This window comes from Streptomyces sp. NPDC051913, assembly GCF_044593635.1.
Classification (GTDB): Bacteria; Actinomycetota; Actinomycetes; order Streptomycetales; family Streptomycetaceae; genus Streptomyces.
The window spans coordinates 735103-750485 of sequence record NZ_JBIUCI010000001.1; the positions used below are offsets into that span (position 1 = coordinate 735103).

Annotated in this window: 14 protein-coding genes; 4 read left to right on the forward strand and 10 right to left on the reverse strand. The window is 72.1% G+C overall.

What is annotated here, in order from left to right; genetic code table 11:
* Positions 1–126 precede the first annotated feature (126 nt).
* Complete coding sequence (locus ACIHIX_RS03410) at positions 127–876, forward strand: hypothetical protein (RefSeq protein ID WP_399949206.1); 750 nt, start codon at positions 127–129, stop codon at positions 874–876.
* A 34-nt stretch (positions 877–910) separates the two neighbouring features.
* On the opposite strand, the gene ACIHIX_RS03415 is transcribed toward ACIHIX_RS03410, so the two are convergent.
* The 6 genes from ACIHIX_RS03415 to ACIHIX_RS03440 form a co-directional block, all read right to left on the reverse strand.
* Positions 911–1855 (reverse strand): hypothetical protein, encoded by a 945-nt coding sequence (locus ACIHIX_RS03415; RefSeq protein WP_399949208.1) that lies wholly within the window; start codon positions 1853–1855, stop codon positions 911–913.
* A gap of 125 nt (positions 1856–1980) precedes the next feature.
* Complete coding sequence (locus ACIHIX_RS03420) at positions 1981–2970, reverse strand: malate dehydrogenase (protein ID WP_399949209.1); 990 nt, start codon at positions 2968–2970, stop codon at positions 1981–1983.
* Between the two features lie 346 nt (positions 2971–3316).
* The gene (locus ACIHIX_RS03425; protein ID WP_399949211.1) at positions 3317–4534 is read right to left on the reverse strand and encodes a DUF2690 domain-containing protein; all 1218 of its coding nucleotides are present in this window, start codon (positions 4532–4534) and stop codon (positions 3317–3319) included.
* A 361-nt stretch (positions 4535–4895) separates the two neighbouring features.
* On the reverse strand, positions 4896–5342 hold the full coding sequence (locus tag ACIHIX_RS03430; RefSeq protein ID WP_399949213.1) for a helix-turn-helix domain-containing protein: 447 nt from the start codon (positions 5340–5342) through the stop codon (positions 4896–4898).
* 220 nt (positions 5343–5562) lie between these two features.
* Positions 5563–6030, reverse strand: coding sequence for a DUF3017 domain-containing protein (locus ACIHIX_RS03435; protein WP_399949215.1), 468 nt, complete (start codon positions 6028–6030; stop codon positions 5563–5565).
* Positions 6020–6874 carry a bifunctional methylenetetrahydrofolate dehydrogenase/methenyltetrahydrofolate cyclohydrolase gene (locus ACIHIX_RS03440; protein WP_399949217.1) on the reverse strand — a complete coding sequence of 285 codons (855 nt, stop codon included), beginning with the start codon at positions 6872–6874 and terminating at the stop codon, positions 6020–6022. The genes ACIHIX_RS03435 and ACIHIX_RS03440 overlap by 11 nt, the downstream gene beginning before the upstream one ends.
* A 258-nt stretch (positions 6875–7132) precedes the next feature.
* On the opposite strand from ACIHIX_RS03440, the gene ACIHIX_RS03445 reads away from it, so the two are divergent.
* On the forward strand, positions 7133–7801 hold the full coding sequence (locus tag ACIHIX_RS03445) for a hypothetical protein (protein WP_399949219.1): 669 nt from the start codon (positions 7133–7135) through the stop codon (positions 7799–7801).
* A 184-nt stretch (positions 7802–7985) separates the two neighbouring features.
* Here the strand turns inward: ACIHIX_RS03445 and purH are convergent, their stop codons facing one another.
* Both purH and purN read right to left on the reverse strand, forming a co-directional pair.
* A complete protein-coding gene (gene purH, locus ACIHIX_RS03450) occupies positions 7986–9554 on the reverse strand; it encodes a bifunctional phosphoribosylaminoimidazolecarboxamide formyltransferase/IMP cyclohydrolase (RefSeq protein ID WP_399949221.1) in 1569 nt (522 codons plus the stop codon).
* Entirely contained in the window at positions 9551–10174 is a 624-nt protein-coding gene (gene purN, locus ACIHIX_RS03455; RefSeq protein ID WP_399949223.1) for a phosphoribosylglycinamide formyltransferase, read from the reverse strand. The genes purH and purN overlap by 4 nt, the downstream gene beginning before the upstream one ends.
* 266 nt (positions 10175–10440) lie before the next feature.
* Here purN and ACIHIX_RS03460 point away from each other — a divergent pair, with 266 nt between their 5' ends.
* On the forward strand, positions 10441–11214 hold the full coding sequence (locus ACIHIX_RS03460) for a hypothetical protein (protein WP_399949225.1): 774 nt from the start codon (positions 10441–10443) through the stop codon (positions 11212–11214).
* A gap of 3 nt (positions 11215–11217) precedes the next feature.
* Here the strand turns inward: ACIHIX_RS03460 and ACIHIX_RS03465 are convergent, their stop codons facing one another.
* Positions 11218–13176 (reverse strand): DUF6350 family protein, encoded by a 1959-nt coding sequence (locus tag ACIHIX_RS03465; RefSeq protein ID WP_399949227.1) that lies wholly within the window; start codon positions 13174–13176, stop codon positions 11218–11220.
* 96 nt (positions 13177–13272) lie between these two features.
* Between ACIHIX_RS03465 and ACIHIX_RS03470 the strand changes: the two genes are divergently transcribed.
* Positions 13273–14379: a helix-turn-helix domain-containing protein gene (locus ACIHIX_RS03470; protein WP_399949228.1), complete on the forward strand. Its 1107-nt coding sequence runs from the start codon at positions 13273–13275 to the stop codon at positions 14377–14379.
* Positions 14380–14479: 100 nt separating this feature from the next.
* On the opposite strand, the gene sucD is transcribed toward ACIHIX_RS03470, so the two are convergent.
* Positions 14480–15364 (reverse strand): succinate--CoA ligase subunit alpha, encoded by an 885-nt coding sequence (gene sucD / locus ACIHIX_RS03475; protein ID WP_329335605.1) that lies wholly within the window; start codon positions 15362–15364, stop codon positions 14480–14482.
* Positions 15365–15383 lie beyond the last annotated feature (19 nt).

The window sequence follows — 15383 nt, forward strand, 5'->3', positions numbered from 1 at the left end:
CCGCCCTCGCGTTGCATGCGCAATCGGTGCCTGAAAGTGCCCCGCGTCACTGAACATGCGGGTAAATGGGGCAAATCGTACGCTGAGAGATGCTCCGCAGTGTGGCGCCGATCACGGAGGTGGCGCATGGCAGGCAAGGCGCTGATATGCGCGGCGGCGGTTCTGCTCCTCTCGCCGGTCCTGATCGCCGCGGACGGCGACGACGGCGACGACCTGACCGCGCGGCAACTCGCCGACCAGGCTAAGGACCACCTCCTCGACACGAAGTCCGTCCATCTCAAGCTGACCGATCGCAGCACCGACACCCGGGCGAGCACCACCCGGCCCGCCTCGATGGACCTCGCCCTCGACCAGCACGGCAACTGCGTGGGTTCCATGACGATGGGCTCGCACGGCGGCAGCGTGGAGATCGTCAAGCAGGGCGCCGAGGTGTGGATGAAGCCGGACGCCGACTTCTGGAAGGCACAGGTGCCCGGCGGCGAGGGCGACGCGGTGGCCGAGCTGTTCAAGAACCGCTACATCCACGGCTCCACGAAGGACGCCATGCTCAAGGGCATGGCCGACACCTGCGATCTGACCTCCTTCCAGAAGGAGGTCGCGGGCGACGACAAGGCGTCGACCCTGAAGAAGGGCACCGAGACGACCGTGGACGGGACGAAGGTGATCCCGCTCAAAGGCGTGGAGGACGGCAAGCAGGCGGTCCTGTACGTCACTTCGGACGCCCCGCACCGGCTGGTGAAGGCCACCCAGCGCGGCGGCGGCACCGACCTGACCCTGACCTTCACGGACTACGACAAGCCGGTACCGACGGCCACACCCTCCGCCGACGAGTCGGTGGACGTGGGCAAGCTCCAGCAGGAGTTGGAGAACGCGTGACGGACCACACGGAGATCCCGGCGTACCCGTACGCCTACGCGCACTCCTGCCCTGTGGGGCAGAACGAGCTCAGCGCCATGGAGAGCGGTTCGCGGACCTGCGCGGGAGACAGGTCCTCGGGGCCGCTCGCCCGGATCGCGTAGAGGGTGCCGTCGGCCGCCTCGAAACGGTGGTCGATCACCTGGCGGGCGCCCTTGTCCTCGTCGTCGTAGCGGTAGGTGAGCTCGGACCAGGTGGTGTCCTCGCCCCGTTCGAGGGCCTGGTAGCCGGGCTGGCGGGCGAAACCGAAGCCGGGGTCGTTCTCGGCCTGGCGCAGCGACTCGGCGGGACTGTCCTCGGCCAGCCGGAAGATCTGCAGCTGACGGCCGTCGTCCGGGGCGTCGTAGAAGACCACCGCGGCCTTCTCGCCCTGCTTCTGTCTGCGGGTCCAGCCCTCGGGGACGACGATCGTGTAGCCGACCGGGTCCTCGGCGAGGCGGTAGCCGGCCGCGGGGCTCGGTGACGCCGGAGGCGACTCGAACGTCGTCACCGAGGGGGTGGCCTCCGGAGGCGCCGGCGCCGGCGCCGACGTCGACGCGGACGTCGTGACGACCACGCTCGGTTCCGGGGTGGCACCGGCACCCACCGAGCCGTCGCGGGTCAGGAACCAGACACCGGCCCCGGCTCCCGAGCCCAGCACGGCCATCACGGTGAGGACCACCAGCAGACGGCGCGGGCCGCCGGGAGGCGGCGGAGGCGGCGGCGGGACATATGGCTGGGGCGGGGTGACGTACGGCTGGGGCGGGGGCCCGTGCGGCTGCGGCGGAGGCGTGGCCCACGGCGGGGTGTACGACGTCTGCGTCTCCGCCGACGCCCACGGCGGCAGCGCGCCGCCACCGTCCTGCCCCTGTGCTCCCCAGGCCGCCTGGCCGCTGTCCTCGCTGGGCTCGTGCTCGTCGGAACCCGAGCTGTAACCGTTCCCGTGCCATCCGCTGTTCATCGCGAACCCCCCGAATCACCTTGGCGGGTAACGTTCTTGACGGTAGCGGTGAAAACGGGCGCGGGCCCCGCCCCGGAAGAAACCGGAACAGGGCCCGTGCAGGCTTGTTACGCGAAGCGCGTGGCTCAGATGAGGCCGAGCGCGCGAACCGCCTCGCGCTCCTCCGCCAGCTCGGCGACGGAGGCGTCGATGCGGGTGCGGGAGAACTCGTTGATGTCCAGGCCCTGGACGATCTCGTAGACGCCGTCCTTGGTGGTGACCGGGAAGGAGGAGATGAGGCCCTCCGGGACGCCGTAGGAGCCGTCCGACGGGATGCCCATGGAGGTCCAGTCGCCCTCGGCGGTGCCGTTGACCCACGTGTACACGTGGTCGATGGCGGCGTTCGCGGCGGAGGCCGCCGACGAGGCACCGCGCGCCTCGATGATCGCGGCGCCACGCTTGGCGACGGTCGGGATGAAGTCCTCGGCCAGCCACTTCTCGTCGCTGACGACCTCGGCGGCGTTCTTCCCGGCGACCGAGGCGTGGAAGATGTCGGGGTACTGGGTGGCCGAGTGGTTGCCCCAGATGGTCAGGCGCTTGATGTCGGCGACCGTGGTGCCCGTCTTCTTCGCGAGCTGGGTCAGCGCGCGGTTGTGGTCGAGGCGGGTCATCGCGGTGAAGCGCTCGGCCGGTACGTCCGGGGCGGCGGCCTGGGCGATCAGGGCGTTGGTGTTGGCCGGGTTGCCGACGACGAGGACCTTGATGTCGTCCGCGGCGTTGTCGTTGATGGCCTTGCCCTGCGGCTTGAAGATGCCGCCGTTGGCCTCCAGGAGGTCACCGCGCTCCATGCCCTTGGTGCGCGGGCGGGCGCCGACGAGGAGGGCGACGTTGGTGCCGTCGAAGGCGACGTTCGGGTCGTCCGTGATGTCGATGCCCTGCAGAAGCGGGAACGCGCAGTCGTCCAGCTCCATCGCGGTGCCCTCGGCGGCCTTGAGCGCCGGGGTGATCTCCAGCAGGCGCAGGCGGACCGGCACGTCCGCGCCGAGCAGCTGGCCGGAGGCGATGCGGAAGAGCAGGGCGTAACCGATCTGGCCGGCCGCGCCGGTGACGGTGACGTTCACGGGAGTGCGGGTCATGGCGTTCTCCGTATGACAGCTGTCGGTGGGGCGTCCCTGCCCCCGGGGTGCGGGACGTACAAATGATCGATCTCTTGGCATCAAGAGATCCACCGGTCAGGCTATCGCGCATCCGGGATCTCGGATGGCCGGGTCCCTGTGGCCCAGCACACAAAGCCGCGAAGCCGACCGGAAACCCGCCCCGCGCAAAGAGCGACGGCCGCCCGTCCGGGAGAGGTGGGACGAGGCGGCCGCCGTATGGGGGGTACCGACCTGGCCGGACTCCCGTGGGGGTACGGTTCGCGTGCCCACGATTCGCCCGGCCATGCCTGCCGCCCCGAAATTCTTTCCTCTCAGCCGCGGGCGGCTACGGAGTGCACCCCTTCGTCCCCGCCGCCAGCGTCACGCAGGCCTTCGCCTCGCCCGCGTCCTTCACCGCCACCATGGGCGTGTACGCGATCGTGTCCCCGGCCGCGGTGATCGAGCCGGTCTGCTTGCTCTTGCCGACGGTCACCGCGACCGCGTCCCCCTGCACGGCCTGCGTGATACGGCCCCAGGCGGCACCGCACGTCTTGCTGTAGCGGACCTCCACGACGGTGGTGCCGACGGTGGCGGTCTTGGCGGTGGTCACCAGGTCGCCGCTGCACCCCATGCTCTCCGCGTCCTTGCCCGTGCAGGAGTCACCGCTGCACTTGACCCCGGCCGGGAGGTCCGCCGGAGTGGAGGCGGTCGGGCTCGGGGAGGCCTTGCCGCCCTCGTTCTTCTTGTCCCCGCCGCCATCGGTGAGGAAGTAGGCCGCGGCTATGACGACGAGCACGCCGACGACCCCCGCGAGGAACATCGTCAGCCGCCGCTTGCCCCGCGGCGCGCCGGAACCGGGCCGGGCCGGGCCGGGTGCGCCGGTGCCGGACCCGGCGGCCGGGCGCGGGCTCTGGCTCTGCGCGGGGTCGCCGTACGGCGTCTGCGCGTTCGGTGACCAGGCCGGTCCGTCGGGGGCGCGTCCGCCCGTCGGCGAAGGCCCGGAGTAGCCGGCGAGGCCCCAGGAGTTGACGCCGCTCTCCCGGCTTCCCTGCGCCGACTCGCCCCGCGCGCCCGGCGCGGACTGCGCGGCCTGCGACACCTGGGCGTCCCGCACATCCGGCGACGCCGGCTGCGGCGGCACCGTCGGCGCCACGCCCGCGGGCCCGGCCACGCCCGGCGTCGCCGTGGCGCTGCCGCTCTTGCGGGCGGTCTTGCCGCCCTTGGCATTGGCCGGCGGCGCTCCGAACTCCCCGAGCGCGGCGCGCGCCTGGGAGATGCGGATGGCCTCCATGGTCATGTCGTGGCGCATCTCCGAGCGGCTCCAGGCGCGCTCGGCGAGTTCCCACATCGTGGTCAGGTGAATGGGATTGGTGCCGGTGACCTCGGCCAGCGCCACGATCGCGCCCTTGGGCGCGAGCAGTCTGCCGTTGAGATAACGCTCCCAGGACGTCTTGCTGTAGCCCGTGCGGTCGGCCACCGCCGCGATGCTCAGTCCACTGCGGTCCACGAGCCGCCGCAACTGGCTGGCGAACTCCCTGACCTGCGGATCCAGTTCATCCGGCAAGGCCCTCCAACGAGGCATTGCTTCCCCCCTCTTTCCCCCCGGTCGTGCTGGCTGTTGCTGCGTTTCCCCGTGCGTGGTTGCCCTCTGCCGAGTCCCCGTTCGGCCTACCCACAGGGATGCGCCGGACAAGGATCTCAGTTCCCGGGGTGGGGGCGCACGGGTGCATCGGGGCCGAGGGCATGCACCGTCGCACGCCCACCCGGTCGCGGTCCAGTCCTTCAGCGACAGGACGTCCCGGACCGTCCCGATCGGTCACGCTAGCCCTCTTGTCGAACGGATTCGTTGCACATGCGCGAACTTGTCAATACATCGACACATGGGGTGCACATCGCCCGTAACGCGCGCCCCTCGGGCACGAGGCTCACCCAAGCGCCACGGCGCCGACGACCGCGAGGAGGACCAGCACGAGCAGCAGGAGTACGGCGGCCAGCAGCATCCGGTGCGGACCGCGCGGCGTGGGCGGCGGCTCCTCCCACCAGGGCAGCGTGGGATCGTCCTCGTACTCCTCGGCCCCGGCGGGGCGTTCGGGCAGGTTGGCCGGGCGGGGCCAGGCCTGGATGGCGAGTTCCCAGCGGACGCTGATCCGCGCGGGGTCCTCACCGGCGATCCTGCTCAGCGCCAGCACCGCCTGCCGGGGCGGCGGCTGGCCGGCGTTGAGATAGCGGTGCCAGGAGGACTTGCTGTACGCGGTGCGCGCGCCGAGCGCGGCCAGGCTGAGGCCCGTCGTGTCCTTCAGCCTCCGCAGCTGCTCCACGAGGTGCCGCACCTCCGGCGGCAACTCCTCCGGCAGCGACTGCCAGGCGCCCATCACCCACCTCCACGGTGTCGGACGACACCCGGCCGGTGATCGGTTCCGCGCGCACTGGCCGCTGTGACAGGGCCCGGACACCGTAGCGGAACGGTCACTTCCGCGGCACAGCGCGCTGACAGCCGTTGAACAGGGCGTTCGCCGTGCACCAGGCTTGACGCGGACGGCGGCCCGTCCTTCCTCGGGGGAGAGGACGGGCCGCCGTCATGAGGCCACCGGGTCAGCTGCTGACCGTGAAGTGCAGCGCGTCCTTCAGGAACGGGATGACCAGCCAGGGGTTCGGCTGGGCCATCATCGCCAGCAGGGCGATCGCGGTGCCCAGCACGCCGTACGTGACGATGTCGGTGAACCGGGAGCGGACCGCGAGCATGCCGACGTCCGGCAGCAGCCAGCGCAGCGCTCCGCCGGCCAGCAGACCGGCGCCGATGAGCAGCGAACCGACGCGGAACTGGTCGGTCGCGATCACCAGCAGACCGACCGCGACCGTGGCCAGCACGGCGAGGATCGGCCACTGCCGGGCAGGCGCCGGGGCGTCCCGCGGCGCGGCCCGGCCGCCGCCCTCGGGGCGGGCGGTGTCCCTGGTGAACAGCGGGAAGCGGCGGGTGACGCGCCGCGGCCTGCCCTCGGCGTCGGGCGCGCTGATCGGGTCCCGGACCTCGATGTCGTTCTCCTCGCGGTCAGCCGACACTGCGCTCCGCCGCCTCGACCACGTTGACCAGCAGCTGGGCCCGGGTCATCGGGCCGACACCACCGGGGTTCGGGGAGATCCAGCCGGCCACCTCGGCGACACCGGGGTGGACGTCGCCCACGATCTTGCCCTCGGCGCTGCGCGAGACACCGACGTCGAGGACGGCGGCGCCCGGCTTCACGTCCTCGGGGCGGATCAGGTGGGCCGAGCCTGCGGCGGCGACGATGATGTCCGCGCGCTTGAGGTGGGACGAGAGATCGCGGGTGCCGGTGTGGCACTGGGTGACGGTCGCGTTCTCGCTGCGCCGGGTGAGCAGCAGCGGCATCGGGCGGCCGATGGTGACACCGCGGCCGACGACCACGACCTCGGCGCCCTTGATCTCCACGCCGTACTGGCGCAGCAGGGTGAGGACGCCGTTGGGCGTGCAGGGCAGCGGGGCCGGCTCGCCCAGGACGAGGCGGCCGAGGTTCATCGGGTGCAGACCGTCGGCGTCCTTGTCCGGGTCCATCAGCTCCAGGATGCGGTTCTCGTCGATGCCCTTGGGAAGCGGGAGTTGGACGATGTATCCCGTGCAGGCGGGGTCCTCGTTCAGCTCGCGCACCACCGCCTCGATCTCCTCCTGCGTGGCCGTCTCCGGCAGTTCGCGCTGGATGGAGGCGATACCGACCTGGGCGCAGTCGCGGTGCTTACCGGCTACGTACTTCTGGCTGCCGGGGTCGGTCCCGACGAGGATCGTGCCGAGGCCGGGCGTGACGCCCTTCTCCTTCAGCGCCGCCACGCGGGCGGTCAGATCGGACTTGATCGCGGCTGCGGTGGCCTTGCCATCGAGAATCTGGGCGGTCATGCCCCCATCCTCGCGGATGACCGGGCCCCGGTTCCAATCCGGGTCCCCGGGGGATGTCCGCCGTATCCGACCATGATCGCTTCTGTTGCACTTGCACAACACATATGGAATGCGGCTGGACAACGAACCAGCCACTGAAGAACGATTGTCGGCACAGTGCCGCGGGCTGTACCGGGGGGACGAACCGCATCTGTAGAACCTTCCTCCGACCGTGCCGCTCGTCGTCCCCGCACATTCGGCAAACGGAGGAACACCGCCATGAGTTTCGGCGATCCGAACAACCCCTACGGGCCCCCGCCCCAGCAGCCGCCGGCCGCTCCCGGTTACGGCTACCCCCAGCAGGCCCCGCCCGGCATCCCGCCGCAGCAGCCCTACGGCGCTCCCCAGCAGCCCTACGGCGCCTATCCGCAGGCACCGGCGTACCCCGGCTACCCGGGCGCCAACATGGTCCCGCAGTCGATGCCGGGCCTGCTGGTGACGGCCCGCGTCTTCCTCTACATCATCTCCGCGGTGCAGATCATCTTCGGCCTGATCTATCTGTACGTCGCCGCGTTCGTGAACGACGTCTCGGACTCCGCGGACTCCCTCAGCTCGTCCTCCGACGACCCGTTCAGCGATCTCAGCGACATCGGTGACGCCGCGGCCGGCCTCATCGCCGGCATCGCGATCTTCGTGCTCGCGCTGGCGGCGCTCTCCATCACGCTGGCCGTCAAGTTCGGCCGCGGCGGCCAGGGCGTCCGTATCACCACGGTCATCTACGGCGCGCTCGGCACGATCGTCGGTCTGCTCGGCCTCTTCGTCGGCCTCGACTCGGGCATGGCGTCCGCGGTCATCTTCCCGCTGCTGTGGGTCGTGTTCGGCGCCATCATCACCGCCGCCCCGGTGGTGCCGAGCGGTACCGCCTGGTTCGCGCGTCCGCGGTACTGAACCGCCGACGCTCCTCCGGTCCAAGGGCCGTGTCCCTCTCGTGCGAGGGGACACGGCCCTGGTGCGTCGCCCCCGCGCCGACCGGGGCGATCCGCTGACGCCGGGCGCCGCGCCGAGCGTCCGCGACCGCTTGCCGAAGGGCCCGCCGGTCACGACCGGCGGGCCCTCGTCACTTGCGTGCGGCTCAGTGGAAGAAGTGTCGCGTGCCCGTGAAGTACATCGTCACGCCGGCCTTCTTCGCGGCCTCGACGACCAGCTCGTCACGGACCGAACCGCCCGGCTGGACCACGGCCTTGACGCCGGCCTCGACGAGGATCTCCAGGCCGTCCGGGAAGGGGAAGAACGCGTCGGAGGCCGCGTACGCCCCCTGCGCGCGCTCGGCGCCCGCCCGCTCGACGGCCAGCTTCGCGGAGTCGACGCGGTTGACCTGGCCCATGCCGACGCCGACCGAGGCGCCGTCCTTGGCGAGGAGGATCGCGTTGGACTTGACCGCGCGGCAGGCCTTCCAGGCGAAGGCCAGCTCGGCGAGCTCGGCCGGGGACAGCGCCTCGCCCGTCGCCAGCGTCCAGTTGGCCGGGTCGTCGCCGTCCGCCTGGAGGCGGTCGGTGACCTGGAGGAGCACGCCACCGTCGACCGGCTTGACCTCGACCGGGTTGGCGGGGGCGCCCTCGGCCTTCAGCACCCGGATGTTCTTCTTCTTGGCGAGGGCCTCCAGGGCCCCCTCCTCGTAGTCCGGCGCGACGATGACCTCGGTGAAGATCTCCGCGACCTGCTCGGCCATCTCCTTGCTGACCGGACGGTTGACGGCGATCACGCCGCCGAACGCCGACAGCGGGTCGCACGCGTGCGCCTTGCGGTGCGCCTCGGCGACGTCCGCGCCGACCGCGATGCCGCACGGGTTGGCGTGCTTGATGATCGCGACGGCCGGCTCGTCGTGGTCGTACGCGGCACGGCGGGCGGCGTCCGTGTCCGTGTAGTTGTTGTACGACATCTCCTTGCCGTGCAGCTGCTCGGCCTTGGCCAGCCCGGCACCGGAGGCGTCCACGTACAGGGCGGCCGGCTGGTGCGGGTTCTCGCCGTAGCGGAGGGTGTTCTCGCGCTCCCAGGTGGCGCCCAGGAAGTCGGGGAACCGCGACTCGTCCACGGGCGCGTAGGAGGACGCGAACCAGGAGGCGACGGCCACGTCGTACGACGCCGTGTGCTGGAAGGCCTCGGCGGCGAGCCGCTTGCGGGTGACGAGGTCGAACCCACCGTTCTGGACGGCGCTCAGGACGTCGGCGTACCGCGCGGGGCTGGTGACGACCGCGACCGACGGGTGGTTCTTCGCCGCCGCGCGGACCATCGAGGGGCCGCCGATGTCGATCTGCTCGACGCACTCGTCGGGCGAGGCGCCGGACGCGACGGTCTCACGGAACGGGTACAGGTTGACGACGACCAGGTCGAACGGCTCGACGCCCAGCTCGGCCAGCTGCCGCTGGTGGTCCTCCAGGCGCAGGTCGGCGAGGATGCCGGCGTGCACGCGCGGGTGCAGCGTCTTGACGCGGCCGTCCAGGCACTCGGGGAAGCCGGTCAGCTCTTCGACCTTGGTGACCGGGACCCCGGCGGCGGCGATACGTCCGGCGGTGGACCCGGTGGAGACGAGCTCCACGCCGGCCTCGTGCAGCCCACGGGCGAGCTCCTCGAGACCGGTCTTGTCGTAGACGCTGACAAGTGCACGGCGAATGGCCCGCTTGGCGTTGCTCTCGGCGGTCACTGGATAACTACCTTTCGTCCCTCAATGCGATAGCCGTTGCGGGCGAGCCGCCCCACGACCTCGACGAGCAGCTTGCGCTCGACTTCCTTGATGCGCTCGTGCAGAGCGGCACCTTCGTCCTCGTAGTCCTCGTCCCGGACCTCGACCACGCCCTGGGCGATGATCGGGCCGGTGTCGACGCCGTCGTCGACGAAGTGGACGGTGCAGCCGGTGACCCGGGCGCCGTACGCGAGCGCGTCACGGACGCCGTGGGCGCCGGGAAAACTGGGCAGCAGGGCCGGGTGCGTGTTCACGAACCGCCCGCCGAAGCGCGCGAGGAACTCCTTGCCCACGATCTTCATGAACCCCGCGGAGACCACCAGGTCGGGCTCGTACGCGGCGACGGCCTCGGCGAGCGCGGCGTCCCACTCCTCGCGGGTCCCGTACTCCTTGACCTTGCACACGAAGGTGGGGACGCCGGCCCGCTCGGCCCGGGCGAGCCCCTCGATGCCCTCGCGATCGGCTCCTACGGCCACGATCTCGGCGCCATAGGCCTCGGTGCCGCTCGCCGCGACGGCGTCGAGGAGCGCCTGGAGGTTGGTGCCGGAGCCGGAGACCAGCACGACGAGGCGCTTAGCCACGAGGGGCCCTTTCTCGGGGAACGTTCACTCTGTACGTTCGTACGAATGCTTCGCGCCCCGGGATACGGGGAAGTCTACGAAGCGGCCGAACGCCAGCAACGATACCGGCACTCCTGACGGCCCCCACGGGACGGGGGCGTGGCCGGAAGGTAGCGTCTGGGAGGGCCCGACTCGGGAACGTGGTCGTCGTGCGGTGCGTTTCCCAAGCGAAGGCTCACATCAGACAGCCGTATCAGCCGTATCACCTAGGGGAAGACGCTCACTTGATGCCGGACCGCAGCCTGCGACTCCTCACGCTCCCCCCGCAGTCGGTGCAGGGAGGGGAGCGCCGCGGCGTGCTGCTGCGGGAGCGCCCCGCGTCACCTCCCGACGCCCCGTCGGACCAGAAGCCGGCCGAGAAGCCGGCCGAGGACGACAACCCCTTCGCCCCGCCGCCCGAAGGCACCCCGGACCGCCCGTGGCAGCCGCGCCGCCCGGCGGGCGACGACTCCTCCGGTGGCGGCGACGGCTCCGACTCGCCGTGGGGCAGCCAGTGGAGCGACCGCCAGCCCGGCCGCTCCTCCGGCGGCGGCTTCGGCGACCGCCCCGGCGGCTCCGGCCCCGAGGGCGGCCAGGGAGGCGGTCCCGGCACGGGCATGCGCTGGGACCCCACCGACCCCACCCAGCGCCGGGCGCGCTACTCGCTCCTGAGCGGTATGTGGGCGTTCTTCTTCGCCCTGTTCAGCTGGCCGTACGTGGCCCTGCTGCTCGGCGCGCTCTCCCTGTACTGGGGGGTCAGCGCCCTGCGCAACAAGCCCCGCGCCGCCGATCCCGACACCCCCGCGCCGGACACCTCGGGCTCCCGCCCCCAGACCACGGCGGCGATCAGCGGCCTGGTCACCGCGTCCCTGGCGATCGTCCTGGTCGGCGCCGGCTTCACGGCCCAGCTCGTCTACAGCGACTACTACACCTGCACCAGCGACGCCCTGACCAACCAGGCCAAGGACTCGTGCAGCGACCTGCTGCCCAAGGAACTGCGCGGAATCCTGGGCACCGGCTGACCCTCACTCGTTGTCCGACGCCTCCCTGAGCGCCGCCCAGCGGGCCTCACGGGAGGCGTCGTCGTCGTGCCAGGCGCTCTGGCCCACCGGGGCGCCCGGGGACGCGGGCCGGTGGGGGTCGGCGGGCGGAAAGTCGACGGACGTCTCGGGGGCGGACGTCTGCTGGAGCGGCGCCTGGGCGGTGGGCGCCCGTGAGACAGACGCCTGGGGGACATGGCTGCCGGGGGCCGCGGGCCGACCGGCACGCTTTCGGCGCCCGAACCAGCGCCTCGCCGCCGCCGGCGGCGTCGTCTCCGGCCCCGCCTCAGCCCCTACGGCCCAGGTGGCCCGTGGGGCCGTCGCGGACCCCGGGGCGCCCGCAGACCCCGAAGAGCCCATAGAGCCTGGGGCGCCCGCAGACCCCGGGGCGCCCGCGGAGCCCCCAGCGCCCGCAAAGCCCATCGGCTCCCGCGCCCCAGCCTCGGACACCTGGCCCCGCGACTCCGACGCCTGTCCCCGCGACCCCGGTACTTCTCCCTGAGACGCGGTTGCCTTGGCCGCCCGCGTCCGGCGTGCCCCTCGATCCCGCCGCTCCCGGCACCGCCAGGCCCGCAGTCCCAGTGCCGTGGGGATCGCCGTCGTCGCGGTCCACAGCAGCGTCGCCGTTCCGGTCAGCCACCAGACCGGTCCGAACCAGGCCAGCGCGGCCACCCCGAGCGGTCCGCCCGCGAGCGCGGCGAGCACCGCGACCGAGGCGGCGCAGAGCGCGGCGGCGAGCCCGGCGGTGCCGGCCGTCCGCCCTCGCGACCAGGGATCGGCGCCCTGGCCCACCCGTGCTCCACCGGCCGCCGCACGCGCCCCCTTCTCCTGACGGCCGCCCATCGTTCCCGCTCCCCCGCGCCGCGTGTCGACACCGCCTGGGACCACAAAACCGCTCGCCGCCCCCGCCACGAACCACCCCACCGTCACCCCGGCCACCAACGGCACCGCCCCCGCAGCCCAGTTGAGCCACGTCCCCGGCCCCGTCCCCGGCACCGCCGCCAGCAGCGGGAACGGCGGCAGGAGCGGAGCCGGTGCGGAGGAGAGCGGGCCGACAACATGCCCCGCGCCCAGCGCGAACCCGGGCCCGACGGCGTACGACACCGCCCACACGGCCGCGTTCGGCACGAGCGCCGCACACAGCAGCAGTACGGCGAACCGGCCCGACCAGCCCTCCGTCAACTGGAGGAAGGAGGCCCGCGCCTCCCCGCCGTGCCACACCAACGACGACGCCAGCAGCAGCGCACCGCCGCCGACGAGCAGGGCGACCCCGGCCCCGGCCGCCCGCGCCGCCACCCCGAGCCGCTGCCGGGCGTCCGGGCCGAGGACGAGCCGGCGGACCGACGCCGGCAACAGGAGCAGCGCGCTGTCGACAGGGTCGCGCGGGCGGCCGTACGCCGTCCAGACGCCCGCGCCCGCCGCCGTCGCCACCACGAGCGGCACGCACACCCCGGTCCACGCCCACGACGGCCGCAGCTCGCCGCCCGCCGCGTACAGCGCGGCCCCGGTGCCGACGGCCAGATAGCCGAGGACGACACCGGTGAACGCCGTCCGTCCCGAGACGGCGGCCAGATCCTCGTCGTCGGCGACCGCGTCGCGCGCCGCCCGGTACACCAGCCACACCGGCAGGACGAGCAGCAGCAACGGAGTGACGCCGACCGGTGCCGGGACCCCGGACAGCGTGTCCGTGCGGACCAGTTCCGTGCCGTGCGCGAGCAGCCACAGTCCCGCCGCGACATGCAGCGCCCCACCCGGCCCGCTGTCCGGATACGGCGAGCTGATCCACAGCACCATCACCAGCACGGCGAGCGAGCCGAGTCCGAGCCCCGCCGCGAGCGCCCCGCCGAGCAGGCCCGCGGCCAGTCCGGGCGAACGGTCGCGCCACCGGGTGAGCAGGGACGACAGGGGCGTTCGGCGAAGGGTCATCTGGATCACGACCGCCATGGTCCCAACGACACGCGCTTTCCCGTCGTAACAGGCGAACTCTTGCCGTGTCGCTCAATATACGACTATGTACTTTTTCGTACGAAGGGGCGCCCTGTGACGCAGAGCCCTGCAACCCCGCTCCCCTCGCCCAAGGAACGCCGACGCCTGCGCGAGGCCGGGTCCCTGACGCAGGCTCAGGTCGCCGAACGGGTGGGGGTCACCCGGGAGACGGTCCGCGCGTGGGAGTCCGGCCGTACGAACCCCCGCGGCCGCAAGCGGGAGGTGTACGCGAGACTGTTGAGCACCTTGGTGGAGGAAGAAGAGCCCCGGCAGCCCGAGGTGACGGCATCTCAGGAGAGTGCACCGGAGGTACCGGAACCGGAGCCTCAGGAACCAGCCGCCGAACCGACCTCACCCTCACCTCCCCTGACCCCCGCTCAGGCCTTCGACGCGCTCTACGCGTTCTGCGCCCCCGCACTCGTCCGGCAGGCCTATCTGCTCACCGGGCGGCGCGAGCTGGCCCGTGAGTCGGTCGAGCGGGCGTTCCAGCTGGCCTGGCAGCGCTGGCCGGAGGTGGCGGTCGACCGTGACCCGGCGGGCTGGGTGCGGGCCACGGCGTACGAGTACGCCCTCTCCCCCTGGCACCGCTTCCGCCCCCGCTACCGCCACCCGGAGGCCCCGCCCGCCGACGCCTCCGACCGCGCCCTGCTGGCCGTACTCCTGCGTCTGCCGACACCCCAGCGGCGCACGCTCGTGCTGTACGACGGTGTCGGCCTCGACCTGCCGGAGACGGCGGCGGAGACGGAGGCGAGCACGCCGGCGGCGGCCGGGCGGCTGATGAACGCGCGCGAGGCGATCGCCGCGCGTCTGCCGGACCTCTCCGATCCCGCCGAGCTGCACCGCCGGCTGACCGGACTCGCCTCCACGGAGCGCTTGCGCGCGGCGAGGCCGCCGGTGGTACGGACGGGAAGCGAACGCCGGGCCCGTTTCTGGACCCGGGCGGCGATCGCGTTCACGGTGGCACTGATCGGCACGACGGCACTGACGGTCCGGACGGCACCCACGCACTATGAGCCGCCGATCGCGCCGGGGGCGGAGATCCAAGGGGTGCCGCCTCGGGTCGCGCAGGGGCCGCTGTCGGATGCGGAGGTGGAGTTGCGGGAGAAGCTGCGGGGCGGGCTGACGAGCGGTCCGCAGAGGGTGCTACCGCTGAGTCGTTAGGCGCGGGCCGGTGGGGGCTGATCGCGCAGTTCCCCGCAACGCACCGATGGGCCCGCCCCGATCCCGGAGCGAGCCCATCAACGTTCAGCCGGGTACCTGCTCAGCCGGCGAGGATCTCGCGCGCCAGCTTCGCCGTCTCGGTCGGCGTCTTGCCGACCTTGACGCCCGCGGCCTCAAGGGCCTCCTTCTTCGCGGCGGCCGTACCGGAGGAGCCGGAGACGATGGCGCCGGCGTGGCCCATGGTCTTGCCCTCGGGAGCCGTGAAGCCCGCGACGTAGCCGACGACCGGCTTCTTCACGTTCTCCGCGATGAACGCGGCCGCGCGCTCCTCGGCGTCGCCACCGATCTCACCGATCATCACGATCAGGTCGGTGTCGGGGTCGGCCTCGAACGCGGCGAGCGCGTCGATGTGCGTCGTACCGATGACCGGGTCGCCACCGATGCCGACGGCCGACGAGAAGCCGATGTCACGGAGCTCGTACATCATCTGGTACGTCAGCGTGCCGGACTTCGAGACCAGGCCGATGCGGCCCGGCTTGGTGATGTCGCCCGGGATGATGCCGGCGTTGGACTGGCCCGGGGTGATGAGACCGGGGCAGTTCGGGCCGATGATGCGGGTCTTGTTGCCCTTCGACACGGCGTAGGCGTAGAACGCCGCCGAGTCGTGGACCGCGATGCCCTCGGTGATGACGACCGCGAGGGGGATCTCGGCGTCGATCGCCTCGACCACGGCGGCCTTGGCGAAGGCCGGCGGTACGAAGAGGACGGACACGTTCGCGCCCGTCTTCTCGATCGCCTCGGCGACGGTGCCGAAGACCGGGATCTCCGTGCCGTCGACGTCCACGGTCGTGCCCGCCTTGCGCGGGTTCACGCCACCGACGATGTTCGTGCCGTCGGCGAGCATGAGCTTGGTGTGCTTCATGCCCGTGGAGCCGGTCATGCCCTGGACGATGACCTTGCTGTCCTTGTTCAGGAAGATAGCCATGGCTGTTCTGTCCCTCTTC

What these genes read in the sequence shown, in the direction of transcription:
- ACIHIX_RS03430 (WP_399949213.1), bottom strand. Translation starts at nt 5,342, where the DNA reads ATGGGCGCCTGGCAGTCGCTGCCGGAGGAGTTGCCGCCGGAGGTGCGG.
- ACIHIX_RS03420 (WP_399949209.1), bottom strand. Translation starts at nt 2,970, where the DNA reads ATGACCCGCACTCCCGTGAACGTCACCGTCACCGGCGCGGCCGGCCAG.
- ACIHIX_RS03465 (WP_399949227.1), bottom strand. Translation starts at nt 13,176, where the DNA reads ATGGCGGTCGTGATCCAGATGACCCTTCGCCGAACGCCCCTGTCGTCC.
- sucD (WP_329335605.1), bottom strand. Translation starts at nt 15,364, where the DNA reads ATGGCTATCTTCCTGAACAAGGACAGCAAGGTCATCGTCCAGGGCATG.
- ACIHIX_RS03445 (WP_399949219.1), top strand. Translation starts at nt 7,133, where the DNA reads ATGAGTTTCGGCGATCCGAACAACCCCTACGGGCCCCCGCCCCAGCAG.
- ACIHIX_RS03460 (WP_399949225.1), top strand. Translation starts at nt 10,441, where the DNA reads ATGCCGGACCGCAGCCTGCGACTCCTCACGCTCCCCCCGCAGTCGGTG.
- ACIHIX_RS03410 (WP_399949206.1), top strand. Translation starts at nt 127, where the DNA reads ATGGCAGGCAAGGCGCTGATATGCGCGGCGGCGGTTCTGCTCCTCTCG.
- ACIHIX_RS03440 (WP_399949217.1), bottom strand. Translation starts at nt 6,874, where the DNA reads ATGACCGCCCAGATTCTCGATGGCAAGGCCACCGCAGCCGCGATCAAG.
- ACIHIX_RS03415 (WP_399949208.1), bottom strand. Translation starts at nt 1,855, where the DNA reads ATGAACAGCGGATGGCACGGGAACGGTTACAGCTCGGGTTCCGACGAG.